General features: G+C 62.2%; 15 protein-coding genes. 6 read left to right on the forward strand and 9 right to left on the reverse strand.

All coding sequences use genetic code 11. The features are described from left to right. Window positions 1-142: 142 nt before the first annotated feature. Both ACU4E7_RS07920 and ACU4E7_RS07925 read right to left on the reverse strand, forming a co-directional pair. Window positions 143-298: a hypothetical protein gene (locus ACU4E7_RS07920; RefSeq protein ID WP_238122281.1), complete on the reverse strand. Its 156-nt coding sequence runs from the start codon at window positions 296-298 to the stop codon at window positions 143-145. An 11-nt stretch (window positions 299-309) separates the two neighbouring features. Then, window positions 310-537 (reverse strand): CbtB domain-containing protein, encoded by a 228-nt coding sequence (locus tag ACU4E7_RS07925; RefSeq protein ID WP_238122268.1) that lies wholly within the window; start codon window positions 535-537, stop codon window positions 310-312. Between ACU4E7_RS07925 and ACU4E7_RS07930 the strand changes: the two genes are divergently transcribed. The 6 genes from ACU4E7_RS07930 to ACU4E7_RS07955 all read left to right on the forward strand — a co-directional run bounded on the left by ACU4E7_RS07930 (window position 536) and on the right by ACU4E7_RS07955 (window position 7,665). Continuing rightward, on the forward strand, window positions 536-730 hold the full coding sequence (locus ACU4E7_RS07930) for a hypothetical protein (RefSeq protein ID WP_238122280.1): 195 nt from the start codon (window positions 536-538) through the stop codon (window positions 728-730). The two genes, ACU4E7_RS07925 and ACU4E7_RS07930, sit on opposite strands and share 2 nt — an antisense overlap. A gap of 323 nt (window positions 731-1,053) precedes the next feature. Next, the gene (locus ACU4E7_RS07935) at window positions 1,054-2,202 is read left to right on the forward strand and encodes a transporter substrate-binding domain-containing protein (protein ID WP_273546285.1); all 1,149 of its coding nucleotides are present in this window, start codon (window positions 1,054-1,056) and stop codon (window positions 2,200-2,202) included. A 40-nt stretch (window positions 2,203-2,242) separates the two neighbouring features. Then, a complete protein-coding gene (locus ACU4E7_RS07940) occupies window positions 2,243-2,950 on the forward strand; it encodes an ANTAR domain-containing response regulator (RefSeq protein ID WP_238122278.1) in 708 nt (235 codons plus the stop codon). Between the two features lie 560 nt (window positions 2,951-3,510). Continuing rightward, window positions 3,511-4,545, forward strand: coding sequence for an aliphatic amidase (locus ACU4E7_RS07945; RefSeq protein ID WP_238122277.1), 1,035 nt, complete (start codon window positions 3,511-3,513; stop codon window positions 4,543-4,545). A 106-nt stretch (window positions 4,546-4,651) separates the two neighbouring features. Beyond that, window positions 4,652-5,446 carry an AAA family ATPase gene (locus tag ACU4E7_RS07950; RefSeq protein ID WP_447021603.1) on the forward strand — a complete coding sequence of 265 codons (795 nt, stop codon included), beginning with the start codon at window positions 4,652-4,654 and terminating at the stop codon, window positions 5,444-5,446. Window positions 5,447-5,457: 11 nt separating this feature from the next. Continuing rightward, a complete protein-coding gene (locus ACU4E7_RS07955) occupies window positions 5,458-7,665 on the forward strand; it encodes a nitric oxide reductase activation protein NorD (RefSeq protein ID WP_447021184.1) in 2,208 nt (735 codons plus the stop codon). Between the two features lie 83 nt (window positions 7,666-7,748). Here ACU4E7_RS07955 and ACU4E7_RS07960 read toward each other — a convergent pair whose 3' ends face one another. The 7 genes from ACU4E7_RS07960 to ACU4E7_RS07990 all read right to left on the reverse strand — a co-directional run bounded on the left by ACU4E7_RS07960 (window position 7,749) and on the right by ACU4E7_RS07990 (window position 16,124). Further along, on the reverse strand, window positions 7,749-7,937 hold the full coding sequence (locus tag ACU4E7_RS07960) for a hypothetical protein (protein ID WP_238122275.1): 189 nt from the start codon (window positions 7,935-7,937) through the stop codon (window positions 7,749-7,751). Window positions 7,938-8,100: 163 nt separating this feature from the next. Further along, window positions 8,101-9,450 carry a tubulin-like doman-containing protein gene (locus tag ACU4E7_RS07965; RefSeq protein ID WP_447021185.1) on the reverse strand — a complete coding sequence of 450 codons (1,350 nt, stop codon included), beginning with the start codon at window positions 9,448-9,450 and terminating at the stop codon, window positions 8,101-8,103. Window positions 9,451-9,612: 162 nt separating this feature from the next. Beyond that, a complete protein-coding gene (locus ACU4E7_RS07970) occupies window positions 9,613-11,625 on the reverse strand; it encodes a nitric oxide reductase activation protein NorD (RefSeq protein ID WP_238122273.1) in 2,013 nt (670 codons plus the stop codon). Continuing rightward, entirely contained in the window at window positions 11,622-12,437 is an 816-nt protein-coding gene (locus ACU4E7_RS07975; protein ID WP_273546284.1) for a CbbQ/NirQ/NorQ/GpvN family protein, read from the reverse strand. The genes ACU4E7_RS07970 and ACU4E7_RS07975 overlap by 4 nt, the downstream gene beginning before the upstream one ends. Window positions 12,438-12,500: 63 nt before the next feature. Continuing rightward, window positions 12,501-14,195: a tubulin-like doman-containing protein gene (locus ACU4E7_RS07980; RefSeq protein WP_238122272.1), complete on the reverse strand. Its 1,695-nt coding sequence runs from the start codon at window positions 14,193-14,195 to the stop codon at window positions 12,501-12,503. Between the two features lie 110 nt (window positions 14,196-14,305). After that, complete coding sequence (locus tag ACU4E7_RS07985; protein WP_238122271.1) at window positions 14,306-14,632, reverse strand: hypothetical protein; 327 nt, start codon at window positions 14,630-14,632, stop codon at window positions 14,306-14,308. Between the two features lie 10 nt (window positions 14,633-14,642). Beyond that, window positions 14,643-16,124 carry a hypothetical protein gene (locus ACU4E7_RS07990; protein WP_447021186.1) on the reverse strand — a complete coding sequence of 494 codons (1,482 nt, stop codon included), beginning with the start codon at window positions 16,122-16,124 and terminating at the stop codon, window positions 14,643-14,645. Window positions 16,125-16,239: the final 115 nt, after the last annotated feature.

A 16,239-nucleotide genomic window follows, 5' to 3' on the forward strand; every position in this document is an offset into this window, starting at 1 on the left:
CTGGTTTTTTGCCTCAAAACGACCGCTCTTTCCGTCTGCAGAGCGTCCCGCATTCGCAACATCGTGCCCCGCCCGCTCTCGCCGAAGACTTGGCCGCTCTCAGCCTGGCATCAGCTCCCGAGCTGATTCCGGCTCTGGGTCGTCAGGCTTTTGCGACGGCGGGTGCGGCGCCGCCTCCGTGCGCCTCGCTCGCCATGGAACGCCTGAGCGTGGCTGCGCCAAGGGATCTCGGCAAGCCGATGGCAACGCTGGCGATCAATCCGGCCAGCATTCCCTTGAACAAGAGCTTTCCGGCCATGTTTGGGCTCCTCAGTGGCAGGGGAAACCGAGCAGGTGGCGGGCATCATGGACGTATTCGTGGACATAGGAGCCCGCGAAGACGGAGAGGGCCCCTTCCTCGACCCCGACGAAGTAGATGGCGAGCAGCATCATGAGGCCGCCGAAGAGGGCCCATGGCATCACCTCACGCAGCGGGATCGGAGCGGGGGTGGCAATGGATCCCGAGAATTTGGCCTGATGCTGCAAGAGTGTGGACATGGTCATCCTCCTGGACAAGGGGGTTCTGGACAAGGGGGTTGAAAAACGCAAAACGCCCCACGCGGCCCGGCCCAGGAAGGACGAGAGCAGTGGGGCGTTGATGCCGAAAATTTTGGGTAGCTGTATTGCTGGCAAAAAATTTGCATGGCTTTTCCAGCCTGTCAAGCGCTGCTTCAAGATCGCCCTCAGGTAAGGGTTGGTCGAGTGGTGCAACTCCAGTGTGTTGCCGTGAGGCCGCAGATGAGGACCGGTTGTTGGTAAGAGGTGTTACGTTGGGGACGGCAATTCATGGTTGCCGGTATGTGGTGAAATGCAGTCACCTAAACATAGAGTTGACAGGGCTGGCGCGGCTCTTCTAGCTTTTCCGCGACCGGCTGAGCGAGCCATAAACCCGATGTCTTCTGCTGGGTAACCCCTATTTTCTTCCATTTTCGTGGCAACGAGTGGGCGTTGCTTTTGTCAATCGGAAGGATCCGGTGAAAAGTGGAAGGCGCCATGCAAATGCAGGGGTTGAATATGCACGGCAGCGCAAACGGATCTTCTCGCGGCGGCGCAGCGACATCGGAGCCCTGGCATGTCGGGGTCCTCTTTTCGAGGACTGGCTTCATGTCGGTCATTGAGGAAACACAGCTTCGTGGAACCTTGATTGCCATCGAGGAAATCAACGATGCCGGAGGCATCAATGGACGGCCGATCGTTCCGATCATCTACGATCCGGGTTCCGACGTGCGGTCGTACGGGCAGTATGCGAAGCGTCTCATGGTGGAGAATGGCGTCTATACAATATTCGGTTGCTACACCTCGGCGAGCCGCAAGGCGGTGCTTCCTGTGGTCGAGCGTCTCAATGGGCTCTTATGGTACCCGACCTTATACGAAGGGTTCGAGTTTTCACCGAACGTATTATACACAGGAGCGACGCCAAACCAGAATTCAGTCCAGCTATGTAAAATGTTGATGGAGCAGTTTGGTACGCGTTTTTATTTTGTCGGTTCGGATTACGTTTATCCACGCGAGTCCAATCGGGTCATGCGTGAGCTCATTCAGGGCAATGGTGGGACAGTCGTCGGTGAGCGGTATCTCAAGCTGGAGGCGGAGCGGAGCGAATTCGCGCCAGTCTTGCGCGATATCAGGGAAGTGCAGCCTGACGTCATCTTCTCGACGGTCGTCGGTGAGTCAACGACCTTCCTATATCAGACCTATCATGATTTCGGTCTTAATCCGAAGTGCCTTCCCATTGCGAGCTTGACGACAACCGAAGCCGAAATTCGCGCCATGGGGTTCGACGTGGGAGAAGGTCACTACACTGCGGCATCTTACTTTCAGGGCGTGCAGACGGAAGGGAACAGCCGGTTCGTGAGCCGATACCGTGAGCGATATGGTGAAGACGAACCCACGAATATGTGCCTGGAGGCATCCTATTTTCAGGTGAACCTTTTTGCCCGAGCGTTGGAACGGACCAATTCTTTGGAAACCTCACTCCTGCGCAATTCGGTCATGGGCGCCGAGTTCGATGCGCCGCAGGGGGCCGTATCGATCAATCCCTTGTGGGGGCATGCCGATGTTTGGGCGCGCATCGGCAGGGTCAATCGGCAGGGCCAATTCGACATCGTTTATCAGTCGCCATCCAATGTTAAGGCCGATCCTTACCTCGTAAGCCATGGTTGATGGGGGCAAGACGAGAAATGAGCAGCGTGGAGAGCGCGAAATGAGCAGTGCGGGGGGCACCGGCGAGACGTCGAGCAAAGAGCCGGCGGCCGAGGGGCGGCAGCTTGAGCAACGTTCGGACTTGGGTTCAGGCGTGAACCGGCTCGCCGGCCGAGTCCCCTCCGGGGACCAGCGTCGGCCGGGTGCGCGCTCGAGCGAGCTCAACGTCGCCGTGATCGTGGAGCGCGACGACAACGGCGAGTTTCTCATTCGCGAGCTTCAGCGGCTAAGGGCGGTTGTTCGACACATCTGGCCGGTGCCTGCGCAACTGCCCCTGCAGCATGACGTGATTTTTTGCCTGCTTTCGGAGGATCTGCCGCAGCGGATCCCGTGGGTGCCGGGAGAGCCCTCTTCGGCGTTGGTCGTCGTCGATGATGGCAAGCAACCGTTAGACTTGAAGTTGATTCACAATTGTGCAGGTCATGGTGTGCTCCACTTTCCTGCAACCTCCCGCGCGATTCAGACGGTGCTGATGCTTTCGCGGGAGAGTTTCCAATATGAGCGTCGTTTGCGGGGGCGTATCGACAAGCTGGACGACAGCCTGCGCACGACACGGCTCGTCGAGCGAGCGAAATCCCTGTTGGTCCGGACGAAAAACCTAACGGATGAGGAAGCCTACAGCTTCCTCCGTACGCGAGCCATGGAGAAGCGCGTTACGATTGGCGCAGTGGCGTCGACCGTGATTGACTCGTATGAGCTGCTCGGCTAATAGAATTACGTCGTGTTCGGCAATAGCGCCGTAGTGAAAATGATGTAGGGCCTGTTCTCTTGCGGTGGCGGGAGGCGGGCTCTTTTTGTGTGCCGCAACACGGCGGTACTTTTCGGCGTGCGTGCCGATCTCACAATCTCACGTGGCAACAAGGCCCTGACATGATCCGTCCGACCGGGCGGACCAGGGCCTTTTTTGTTGTTGGATGACGAATGTGACCACTCCAGATCCTTGTCTTGAAGAGTTGCGGCCATGCGATGGGGTGTTCTTTGCCGTTTGTCGCGCGGTCAGCGCGATCGGCATCGCTCTCCATGTGTCTGGTCGCGGACCTCAGGGACGTTTCGGCTGCGTTGCGCCGGGAAGGGCGGTCTTCCGTCGGATGTGTGCGCGCGCTGCGGTCTATCCCATGTCAGCCAGAAAAGTCACCAAGGCTGTCGAGAGTCCGTGGTCCGGTGTCTGCGGCCGCGGCGAAGATCTCTTCCGCATGGTGCCAACGTTCTCAAGCGACGTTGCCTCTTCTCCCGCCTCAGATCGTAACGCGAGAACTAAGGAGATCCGTCATGTTCCACGGAGACATCACCAGCAGCAACGACACTGTTGGTGTCGCTGTCGTCAATTACAAGATGCCGCGGTTGCATACCAAGGAGGAGGTTCTCGAAAACGCGCGTAACATCGCGACCATGATCGAGGGCATGAAGGTTGGTCTGCCCGGCATGGACCTTGTGATTTTCCCGGAATACTCCACCCATGGAATCATGTATGATTCCAAGGAGATGTATGAGACTGCCTCGCAGGTTCCGGGCGAGGAGACGGCGATCTTCGCGGAAGCCTGCAAGAAGGCCAATGTCTGGGGCGTCTTTTCGCTGACGGGCGAGCGCCACGAGGAGCATCCCAACAAGGCGCCCTACAACACGCTCATCCTCATGAACAACAAGGGTGAGATTGTGCAGAAGTATCGCAAGATCATGCCCTGGGTTCCCATTGAGGGCTGGTATCCCGGAGACTGCACCTATGTGTCCGAGGGTCCCAAGGGCATGAAGGTCAGCCTCATCATCTGTGATGACGGCAACTATCCGGAGATCTGGCGCGATTGTGCCATGCGTGGCGCCGAACTCATCGTCCGCTGTCAGGGATACATGTATCCGGCCAAGGAACAGCAGGTGCAGATTTCCAAATCCATGGCCTGGGCCAACAACGTCTATGTCGCGGTGGCCAACGCGGCCGGTTTCGATGGCGTTTATTCCTATTTCGGCCATTCCGCGATCGTCGGCTTTGATGGCCGCACGCTCGGTGAATGCGGAACCGAGGAATATGGGATCCAGTACGCTCAGCTTTCCGTGTCGGCGATCCGGGATGCGCGGCGCAACGGCCAGTCCCAGAACCATCTCTTCAAGTTGCTCCACCGCGGCTACACCGGAATGATCAATTCGGGTGACGGTGACAAGGGTACCGCGGCGTGCCCCTATAATTTCTATGCCAAGTGGGTGAGCGATCCCGAGGGCACTCGCGAGATGGTCGAGGCGATGACCCGCACCACCATCGGCACGGAGGAATGTCCGATCGAAGGGATTCCGAACAGTCCATCGCATCGCTGACGCTCCGACGAGAGGCCTCCAGCGTGAAGGCGCTGGAGGCTGACGGCACGCCGGTCGATACGACAGGTAGGACATGGCTGGTCAGCGGAAGGGGGCACATGTGTCGATGATGGACGCCTACCGTATCGCCGAGGAACCCTATTACCGGGATGTGGGCCACGAGGTGGAGCTGTTCCGTGCGGCTTATGACAGTCGGACGCCGCTCATGCTGAAGGGGCCGACCGGATGCGGCAAGACACGTTTCGTGGAACACATGGCGTGGCGCCTCGGCCGGCCGCTGATCACCGTCTCCTGCCACGAAGACATGACGGCCTCCGACCTGGTCGGGCGCTATCTTCTGGATGCGGAAGGCACGGTCTGGCATGACGGGCCGCTGACAATGGCCGTGCGCTATGGCGCGATCTGCTATCTCGACGAGATCGTCGAGGCGCGGCAGGACACGACCGTCGTGATCCACTCGCTGACCGATGATCGCCGTATCCTGCCGCTCGAGAAGAAGAACGAGGTCGTGGCCGCCCACCCCGACTTCCACGTGGTGATCTCCTACAATCCTGGATACCAGAGCGTTCTGAAGGATCTGAAGGAGTCGACGAAGCAGCGGTTCGGCGCCATCGCCTTTGCCTATCCTGATCCGGCGATCGAGGCCGAGATCGTCAGCCGCGAGGCGGGTATCGAGCGGGGAATGGCGGACAAGCTGGTGCGCATCGCGGAGCGGTCGCGCAATCTGCGCGGAAAGGGGCTCGAAGAGGGCGCCTCCACCCGCGTGCTGATCAATGCCGGCCGGCTGATCGCGAAAGGCGTGCCGCCTGACCGAGCCTGCCAGTTCGCCATGGTGGTTCCCATCACCGATGATCCCGACATGCGCGATGCTCTTGCCGGGGCGATCGATGCTTGCCTCTGACAAGGTGCGCGATGACCTTGATTGCGAGACGCAAGGAAGATGCGAGCGGTCCGATGGACTGGCAGGGGCGGTGGCGCGCCGCGCTCCGGCGCATCGAACAGGCCGGCTACGGCGCAAACGTCTATGATGCCTACACGGCTGCGGGACCGGCGCTGTGGCGCAATATCGGTCCGGGAGCGGCCGTCGATCTCGGCCGATCGGTCTCTTATGTGGCCATCCGAAGCGGCAAGAGAGCCGCTGCGCTTCTGCCGCCAGCGGCGGTGGAGGCGTCGGAGCGTCTTGCGAAGCCGGAGCATTTCGCAAGGTGGCTGGAGACGGTGGACGCGCTTGCCAAGCAGGCGCCCCGGTATGTGCCCTTCCTGCTGGAGCGGACGGGGCGGCTTCTGGGCGTCCTGGATATCCAGGCCTTCATCGCCTTCGTTCGCATGGGCCTCAGCATCGGGCGATCGGACAATGAGCGGGGCCGGGCTTTCTTCTCGCTCGCCAGCGCGGAGGCGTTGAGGCTGCTGGGCGATGGGGGCGTGGAAGCCTTCGCGGATCGCCGCGCCGCGCTGCAGGCCTATCTCACGGCCCTTTGGGCCATCCATCCGCCGCTGGTGGAGGTGCCTGCCGATGCCCCCGAGCATTTGCGGCGCCGGCCAGGCTTCGGTGGTGGAGGCATTCGTCTGCCGAGCGCGTTCGCGGGATTCAGCGCGGACGATCAGACGGCGCTCTACCGAGCGGCGCTCGCCCATATCGGCGCGCACCATCGCTTCTCCCGCACCACCTTTCCGTCCTTCGGGCTCAAGCCTCTGCAGATCGCCTTGACCTCGCTGATCGAAGACGCGCGCGTCGAGCGCCTCGCGATGGCCGCCATGCCCGGGCTGCGCCGTCTCTGGGGGCGCTTTCACATGGCGCGGCCGGAAGGCGCGCCCGTTGCGATCGCGCTGATGGCACGCCTGTCCCGTGCGCTGTTCGACAGTGACTATGTCGATCCGCACGGCTGGGTGGAGAAAGGCCGGCGCCTGTTCGATACGGAGGCCGCGAGCGACATCACCGACCCGCAACTGAGCCGCAGGATCGGCGGGCTCCTCGGCAACGATATCGGCCAGATGCGCCTTCAGTTCGATGCCAGGGCCTATGTCGTTCAGCCCGCCTATCGGGATGACAATCTCGGCCTCTGGCACTTCGATCCGCAGGAAGATCTGCCCCCGCTGGAGATGGATGCGGTGTTTGAAGGGGCCGTGGTAACCCGGCAGGACGGCGACGGCGGCCGGAGCGAAACCGATCCGGATGCCGGCCATTCGGCGGGAAAGCTCCGCCAGGGCTGCGACGACGAAGGGATCGTGTCGGTCCGCTATCCGGAATACGATTATCTGAGCGGTCATTTTCGGCCTGCGTGGTGTACGGTTCGGGAGGTTGCCCCTGCAATGGGGACTGCCGCCGCCACCGCCGTCTTGAGGGACACGCGCTCCGATCTGGTGGAGCGCCTCTCGGCGCTCATGCGGTCCGCGCGCATCAGCCGCCAGGAGCGGGTGAAGCGGCAGCCGGACGGCGAGTATCTCGATGTGGACGCGAGCATCGCCGCGATGGTTTCGCGTCGTGTCGGCGAGATGCCGGACACGCGGATCTATGGTCGTTATGAGCGTCGTTCGCGGGATATTTCCGTGCTGCTGCTGATCGACGTGTCGCGTTCGACGGCCGACACGACCCGGGACGGGGCGGCGCGGGTGATCGACGTGGAGCGCCTTGCCGTATCCGTCATGGCGCGGGCCATGGAGAGCCTGGGCGATCCATTCGCGGTGGCCGCCTTCTGCTCGAATACACGGGACGATGTTCGCTACTGCCGGATCAAGGATTTTGGCCAGCCGTTCGATGAGCGCTGCATGGGGCGGCTTGCGGGGCTCGCGGGCGATTTTTCAACACGTCTCGGGCCGGTGATCCGGCATGGCGGCCATTATCTGCGGGGGCAGGGCACCTACCGGCGCCTTCTCCTCATCGTGACCGATGGCGAGCCCTCCGATATCGACGTGGACGACCGGCAATATCTCGTAGAGGACGCCCGCACTGCCGTTCGGGACCTGAAGCGGGATGGCATGGATGTCTTCTGCGTGACCCTGGACTCCGGCGCGGAATCGGCCGCTGAACGGATATTCGGGCGCAAATGGTCGCTCGCGATCTCTTCCCCGGACGAGCTTCCCCAGCGGTTGCCGCAGCTTTACCTGAGGTTGCGATCATAACCTGAAGCGCCACGCCGTGGCCCCTCAACCGTCGCATCGGTGCGGTTGTCCCGCTTGTCGTCCAGGGGGAGGGAAGGATCAGATCAGGTGCCACAGCATGTCGCGCAGCCGCGCGCGTGCGCGGCGGTTGCGTCGCGATAGCGCTCGATCCCTGGCAGGTGTGCGTTGATCCGGACCAGCTTCCGCGCAGTGACCGGATTGAGCTCCATCCGTGCATCGAAGCGCTTCGGCAGGCTGGTGCAGCTGTTGCCGAAGCGTGGGACGACAGTCATCTGCAACCTGCTGTTGGACGATGCCGCACACCGCTTCCGGCGGCTCGTTACAAGCGCGCCGTAAGCCGTACTTCCTTCCGTTTACATCGGACCGAAACGTGCACGCACGCTTTGGTCCGATGACCCGTCCGCAGCAGACCAGCAACCGCCTTGCCGGCGGGGATCAGGCCTGCTCGAGCGCCTTTGCATTGGCATCCGCAGGTCCCGGCACAGGGTCAGCGCCGTATGCCGTCAAATCGCTCTTCTTGACGGAAGGGAGGATGATGTTCGCATAGGATGTCAGTTCATCGAAGAACTCGCGTGTGAACGCGTGATAATTGTCGTCGCCTGCCTTCAGGTAGAGGCCCTTCAGCAATTTGCCGAGCTCGTCCATCATCATGCCGTTGCGCATGTTCCGCGACGTATAGATGTGCGCCTCCACGTAGTCCGTCTTGTAGCCATCGGCGAGCCCTGCATAATTCGGCACGAAGCTGATCCATTGCTGCAGCATGGCATCCCACGTGGACCGCGCCTGGCCAGGCAGCACCTGAACCCCGGGATGGCTGAATTTCGCGACGTTGAACATGATGGTTTTGCCGCCGGCCTTCGCCAGGACCCGTGCCAGGTGAGCGCCATTGTCTGAAACCGCCCAGCGCATGACGGAGTCCGCGACAAAGCGATTGGTGACCAACTGCTTGAAGTGCTGGCGGATCTCCTTCTGCCCGGTTTTTGTATAGGCGGTCAGGCGTTGCCAGCTGTGCTCGGTGGATACGATGAAGCAGCCGCCGGGGAAGGCGCTCTTCTCCGCTGCCCCGGACATTGTCCGATCGATGTCCTCGATCGCCATCGTCTGCGCCAAGCTGTTCTGATAGACGCCGTCGCCGCTGTGGCTCAACTGGGCGAGGCCGACCAGCCGGACGGTCTCGCCCAGCCCCAGCTTCCCGAGTTCCCGGGCGATGTCGAATGCCATCCCGCTGCCGGTTCCGCCGGCGAGGCCAAACGCGATGAGTACCGTGGACGGATGCCTGGCGCGCTTGACCTGATCCGCGAAGCGCTGCAATGCGCCGGCGATCGGCTTGTCATCAAGATAAAGGCCGAAGGCAGCGATGGCCTTGGCGATGGCGCGGGGGGTGTGCTCGCCCGGCTTCGGCAGCTGGAGCGCCTTTGGCAGGGGCGACAGCAAGCCCTCTCCGCCGGCAGTCGTGTAGAGGGGAAGCACGGCGTTGATCTTCGGCCCGAAGGTCGCTTGGTCCGGGATGTCGAGCACCAATGACTCGTAGTGGCACTTTTCCGCCGGGATTCCCCGCGACTTGAGACGGGCATCGAACGAACGTGCATAGTCGTTGGCCACCTGGATATCGTCGTCGCCGATATCGATCAGGAGGCCAGCCAGTGTCGTTCCGTCTTGCGTGAGATTGTCCTCGGCCTCGCCGGTTCGAAACAGCGCCTCGACGTAGACGGCGCCCGTGCGGCCGATGCCGATGACGTGGACACACTGGGGTTCGGAATTCTTCGTCGTGTCTGCGGTGGACATCGTTGTATTCCCCTCACTCTTGATCGTCGGTTGAGACATTTGTGCGCTTATGAAATGAATTAATGATTTTCGCACTCACATTGAGTTGCATTTATAAATATAAACATTTGAGCACAGTATTTTCTGTGCGCGAACATATATAAAATTAGTCTGAAAATGCTGCTAAGCCGCCAGAATCCGGATGAGCGTCTTGTTCGTGTTGCTGGTGAACGCCGATGCGCGTTCAATGATCAGGAAGTTGCGCGTGCCGAAGATCCGGCGCACGTAACGGTCGGCGCGCCGGTCGAGTGTCAGGCAATAGGTACGCACTTTCTGTGCGGCCGCACGGACGACGGCGTCGCGTGCGTCCTCGACGAGATAATTCTCTTCGACGACATCGATGTCCGCGGGTTCGCCGTCGGTCAGGAAAAGGATCACCTTGCGATCCGTCATTTCAGCAGCCAGAAGCGTGGTCGCATGGCGCAATGCAGCGCCCATGCGGGTCGACAGGCTACTGGTCAATGCCGCGAGCCGCGCCCGCTGCGGGCTGCCGAACGGCTCGTCGAAATCCTTCACTCTGCTGTAGCGAACCTCGTGACGGCCGTTGGAGGAAAAGCCGTGCACCGCGACCCGGTCGCGGTCGGCGTCCAGCGTTTGCGCGACGATGGCTGCGGCCTGCTTTTCCAGATCGAGCACCTTGGTGAAGCTGCCGGCAGAGAAGCGGTCGGTCGACGTTGAAAGATCCATCAGCACGACGACGGCCGTCGAGCGCCGGCGCCGCCCGTGGTGGAAGAAGATGCGTTCATCGGGCGCAAGACCGGATCGTTGCTGAACGACGCTCTCGATCGCCGCGTTCAGATCGAGTTCATCCCCCTCCGACTGGCGCATCAGGCGGATGGACCGATCCGGGATGCGTGCCGATCCCTGGCGATGCGCGCCGCCGTGGAGCGCGAACCGCGGCGGCTCCGCGATGCCCCGACGCTCTGGCGCCTGCTCGACAATGGTCGTCCAGTCCTCTCGCAAGGTCTCCAGGCGGTGGTCCCATTCCGGGTAGAGATAGCGAGGACGCAGATCGATGTTCAAAAGGTCCTGCGCCGGGGGCGTCTCGCGCTGCGCGCCCGCTTCGAGCACCTCGATGTCGACAGGGGCGTCCTCATCCACCGGCAAGGCGAGATCCCGGCTCCACAGAAGAGTGTTGTCGTCGCGATACGCTGGGACGGGGTGGCTGTCGCGGGGCAATGACAAGCGCATCTTGCCGATGTCGATGGAAAGCGTCCGCGCGAGGCGATCGAAGGCTGAAATGTCGCACAGGTCGCGCGCCGCAGCCTCCTCGAAGAGCTCGCGTCCCTTGCCGACCCATGGGTTGGAATCGGGATAGGTCGGATCGTGAAGGGCCCGCGCAAGCCGCGCCATCAACCCGGCCAGCTCGGCGCCGGACCTCTCCTTGTTCGCGGTGTGGAAGAGTCCCCAAAGGGAGTGCAGCCCCGGATGCTTCTGCGCCGTGAGCCGTTCGACGCGCGCGTCTTCAATAAGAGCCGTCATGGCCAGCAGCACGGGACGTCTGTTGCCGGCTGCGCGCGCCAACGGTGAATGGCACAGATGCGCAGCGACATGGGCAAGCATGGCGCGCAGGAGGAGACCACGTTGCTCGGGGTCGATGCCGTCGAAGCGGCGCGGAAGACGGATCACCTCATTGTCGACCGTCGGCGCAGGTGACGGCTCTCCCTCTCCGCGCGGCTCGTGGAGATCGATATGGTGGTGCGCGATGCCGAAGCCAGCCAGGTAGTGAAGCAACGTTCCGCGCTGCTCCAGAAGATATTCCGTGTCGTTCCGCGTGCGCCGATCGAAGAACAGCTCGGGGTTGGCCCGGTCGAAATAATCAATGCGATGCCCGGGGGCGTTGCAATGGCGCTTGAGGCCATGCAATGCCCATCTGCGAACGCCATGGGTGTCAACGGCCATTCCCGGTTGGAGGTGGAGCCGTTCGGCGAAAACCCGCGCGGCATCGGGGGCTTCGGCGGCGATCTGTGCGATCAGGTCGACCATGTCGGCCAGTCCCGCCTCGTGTTCGAGATGTTCCGCCAGGCCGGGCAACGCGGCGACGATGGCCTCATGGGTCGCGGCGTCGACCGCCCGCAATGCCGCCAGCCGCCGCGTGAGCGAAGGCCTTTGAAGCGCTTCCGCCTGCAGTGTCATGGCCAGGGCCCGAACTGCGCCTCCACGAAGCCGCGCAGGGCCGCCTGAAGGTCGCCGTCATCCGAAAGGGGGACCGTCATCGCGAGCGCGCAGGCATCGTGCGGGGAGATTCCTTCAACAATGAGAGCGCCGGCATGTACCAGCATGCGCGTGCTCATGCCTTCATCAAGGCCTCTGCCGCGCAACATGCGCGATTGCGCGGCCACCGCAACGAGCCGTTCGGCGATGTCACTCGAAATTCCGCTTTCATGCGTGACCACCTCGGCTTCGATCGCGGGCGGCGGGAAGTCGAAAGCGATCGCACCGAACCGTTGAGCTGTCGAAGGTTTCAGGTCCTTGGCGGCGCTTTGGTATCCCGGGTTGTAGGAGACCACCAGCCGGAAATCGGGGTGCGCCCGGACCACCTCCCCGCGCTTGTCCAGATGCAGAATCCGGCGGTCGTCGGTCAGGGGGTGGATGACGACGGTGGTGTCCTGACGGGCTTCGACAATCTCATCGAGGTAGCAGATGGCGCCATGACGAACCGCCGATGTAAGCGGGCCGTCGTGCCACACGGTGCCTTGGGAATCGAGGAGCCAGCGCCCCAAGAGATCGGAAGCGGTCATGTCCTCATTGCAGGCCATGGTGATCAAGGGCCGCTTGAGCCGCCACGCCATGTGCTCGACGAACCGCGTCTTGCCGCATCCCGTCGGCCCCTTGAGCATCATGGGCAGGGCGCGCGCCATCGCTGCGGTGAACAGCTCAACTTCATTGCCCGCGCTGCGATAATAGGGCTCATCCTCTATCAGCAGTGGGAGAATGCGGTCGTCCATATCGGCCTCTCGTGGGTGTTCGGAGCCGCTGCGCGCGGCTCCGATCTCGTTCACGCGCCGGCGTCACGCATGCTGTCGAGCGAGAGGCTTGGCGTCGCCGCCGGGCGTCTTGACCACGGTCTTGGTCATTGCCGCGATGCCTTCCTCAAGGATGACCTTGCGGTTCGGCGGAGGGAGCTTGTCGCCGCGCACCTGATCGTATGGCACCACCACCCAGCAGGCGCAGCCCCAGATGCACTCGCCGGCCATGCCTTCGAAGCGGATCGCCGGCTCTGAGAGCATGGGGCCGATATCCACGAGCCAGGCGTGATCCTGCAGCTTGGCTTCCCAGTCGAGCGTGTCGTATTTCTTCTGGCTCTCCCAGAATGCAAAGAGGTCCGTTTTCGCGACGCCGGGCAGGATGACGTTGGCGTAGGACGTGAGGGCGTCGAAGAACTCGTGGTTGTAGGATTGATAGGTCGAATCACCATCGAGAAGGTAGGAGCTGGAAATCATCTCCTTCATGCCTTTTTCGATATTCTCGAAGCCCATGTCGCGCGACGCATGAATGTGGACTTCGGCGTAGTCGGTCTTGAAGCCGTCCTTCAGGCCGCTGTACTGCGGCGTGAAGTCGATCCACTGCGCGATGACGGACTGCCATTTCGATCCGGACTCGCCGGGCAGAACCTGCACACCGGGGTGGGTGAGCTTGGCGACGTCGAAGAGGGTCCAGTTGCGGGCCTTGGACGAGAGCGTCTCGTGCGGAGCGCCCGTGAAGCCGGCCGGCCGGAGGGCGCGAAACAGCACGCGTCCATAGTCCATCACGGCAAAGCGCATGAAGGAGTCGGCGACGAAGCGGTTGGTGACCATCTGCTTGAAGCCCTGACGAACTTCTTTCTCGCCGGTGGTCGTATATGCCGTGAGGCGCTGCCAGCTGTGTTCGGGATTCACCACGAAGAAGCCGCCGGTGAACGGGCTGCGGTAGAGGTCGCCCCAGACCGTCGTGACACCGGCATTCTTGTCATCGTCGAGCATGCAATCGAGCTCGTTCAAGGCGGTATACTGCCCCGGGCAGTTGTGGACATCATCTCCATCGCCGCTGTGGGAGAGCTGTCCGACGCCGATCACGGGGATCCGGCGGCCCAGCTTCACGTTCGACAGATGACGGGCGAGGTCCACCACCATGCCGCTGCCCGTGCCGCCGGCGATGCTGAACGCGACCATCACCATGGACGGCAGCGTCGACTTCTCCACCGTGTCCACGAAGCTGCGCAGCGCGACGTCCATCGGGCGCTCGCCTGCATAGTAGGCGTTGGCATAGATGCCCTTGGCGACAAGGCGGGGGAAATGACTTCCGGCCTCGGGCATCTGATACTTGTGCGACACATAGGATTCGAAGTTCGGATTCCAGTAGTAACGGGGATATTCGAGCTTCAGAAATTCGCGGGTCCGGTTGAGGCCCTCGAAGAACTCCGCCTTGCCCGGCACCGGCAGAGCGATCGCCTGGAAGTTGAAACGATCGGGCGCGACGCCGCGGGACTGGAGCCGCTTCTTGAAGGCGTTCGCATAGTCGATGGCGACGGCCATATCTTGGTCGCCGATGTCGACGACCATCAGTGCGCATGTCGCGCGGGGGTCTTCGGCGAGCAGATCCTCGATCTCACCGGTGCGCAGCAGCGCTTCGATGTAACAGGCGCCGGTGCGGCCGATGCCGATCGCGTGGATACAGTGCGGTGACTGGGTGCCCGTGGCGCTGTTATATAGGGATGACGAGGCCATAGGTTCGACTCCTCTGGTTAAAGGTCTAGAACGCGCGTGATGTATTTGACGGCGAATTGAGATGATGAAGGCGGTTCTCTGGCGTCTTCAGAAGCCGTTTGGCGCCGCTGTCAGCAGCGGATATTAAACGTCTCAGTTTGATCCAAGATGCCCAGATGGCGCAGAATGTGCGCGACCGAGCTGGCGCGTTCGTGGGCGACGTAGAGCATGTAGTCTTCCACGAACAGCCCGGGATCCCTGGATATGACGCCGGACTCGATCAAATCGACGCCTGCCTCAAGATTTTTTCGATGTAGTTTTGCGCTCCAGATGGGTGTCTCGATGTAGATCGCCTCATCGTCGACACCAACGATATTGACGAATTTTCCACCCCGGATGGTTGGAACCTGATAGCCGGCACCGTATTTGGCTTTTACCTCGTTCCAATCGAGTGGCATCGGGATCTCCTCACGCGTCTTCGCCGCGCAGCTGATGCCGCGGAACGGCGATCCACTGGTTGCCGTTGCCGATGCTCGCGCCAGCCATGCCTTCGATCACCGTGGAGGGTTCGCAAAGCAGCAGGCCCTGTTCGAGAAGGAGCGCATGGTGCAGGTGGCGTTGTTCCATGGGCTCCGCGTCGTAGCCCTTCAACGCCCCCTGGAAGGCGGACAAGTCCTTCAGGGCGACGCGAGGCAGCAGGTATTGGATCGCGCCGGGCGATCCACCGTCGACCTGGTGCGGGGGCACTTCCGGCATGAATGCGGCATTCAAGGCGTCGATCCAATCCTTGGCCGCATGGTCGTTGGCGCTGTCGGCGGTCCGCATTTCGAGGAACTCGGGCTGATAGTCGGGCATGAGCCCCAGCGCGGTGCGAAGGTCCTTGGCTGCCGGGCCGGCCGTGTCGGACCCGAAGCCAAACATATGGATCCAGCGTGCGCCCCATGGAGTCCGGGCGGCCGAGTGCTGGGTCGAAGGTGCCGCGACCCAGTTCAGCAACCGCAGCGCCTCCCAGAGGTTCGCGCCGCGGCGCTCGGCAAACAGCGACGACAGCTGCTGCTCGACGGACTTGCGGGCCTCATGCGGGTCCACGTCCGCTGGCTGAGGGACGATGATGAAGCCTGCCGTGAACGGGTTTTTGAAGAGATCGCCGCAAGACGGGGTGACGCCCTTGTTCTTGGTCTCGTCGCAGAGCACATCCAGCTCGCTGAACACAGCATGCAAGCGTGCGCCGCGCGCTGTGGCGGAATCGCTCGGGTGGGGGGTGATCCCAACTCCGGTCACCAGGATGCGGCGGCCAAGGATGCTCGACGAGAGGTGACGTGCGAGATCCAGGGCGATCCCACTGCCCACGCTCTCTCCAAGTCCGAAGACGATGGCGACCACGGAGTCACCCCCCGTCGCCTCCACGCTGGAGGCGAAGCGCTTGAGCGCGCCGTGCATGGGGCGGTCGCCATCGTAGAATGCGCGGCCGTACGCCGCCTTCGCCACGGCCCTTTGAATCGAGCCATCGGCGTCTCGCAACGGCGCGTCGGCGGGCAGCCAGGCCAGTGAATCCGGGTTCGGGTGGTACAGGGGATACTCAAGCTTGAGAAAGTCGATGTACCGGGCCATGGAGGCCTGCAGATCCTCCATGGGCGGCAGCTCGACCGGCATGATCTCGATCTGGGAGCGGTCGCCTGCAAGCTTTGAGGCTGATGCAATAAGGGGCTTGAGGTCGTCGTCACCGATATCGACGCCCAGAACGGTCAGTCGGGAGCCGGGCGGGTCGAGGAGGTCGACCGGAGCGTTGTCAAGGAACCTTTGGACCACGCCCGTCCCTGCTTTTCCGACGGCGATCAGATGGACGCCAAACGGATGCTGCGAGGATTGCGGGATCCGGTGAATGCCACGCTTCAACGCATCAAGCTTGCGTTGCTGTAGCTTGGCTTCGGTGGTGCCGATGGCGGGCAAAGGCCGCCCTCGGCGAAGATCCAGGCCTGCATTTGTGGGCATGTCTTACGTTCCTCGAACCGTTGCTTGTGCACGACCGTTGCAGACTTGGTCGGAGTGTCTTGACGGGGCCCGG

The organism is Xanthobacter sp. ZOL 2024 (assembly GCF_052932325.1).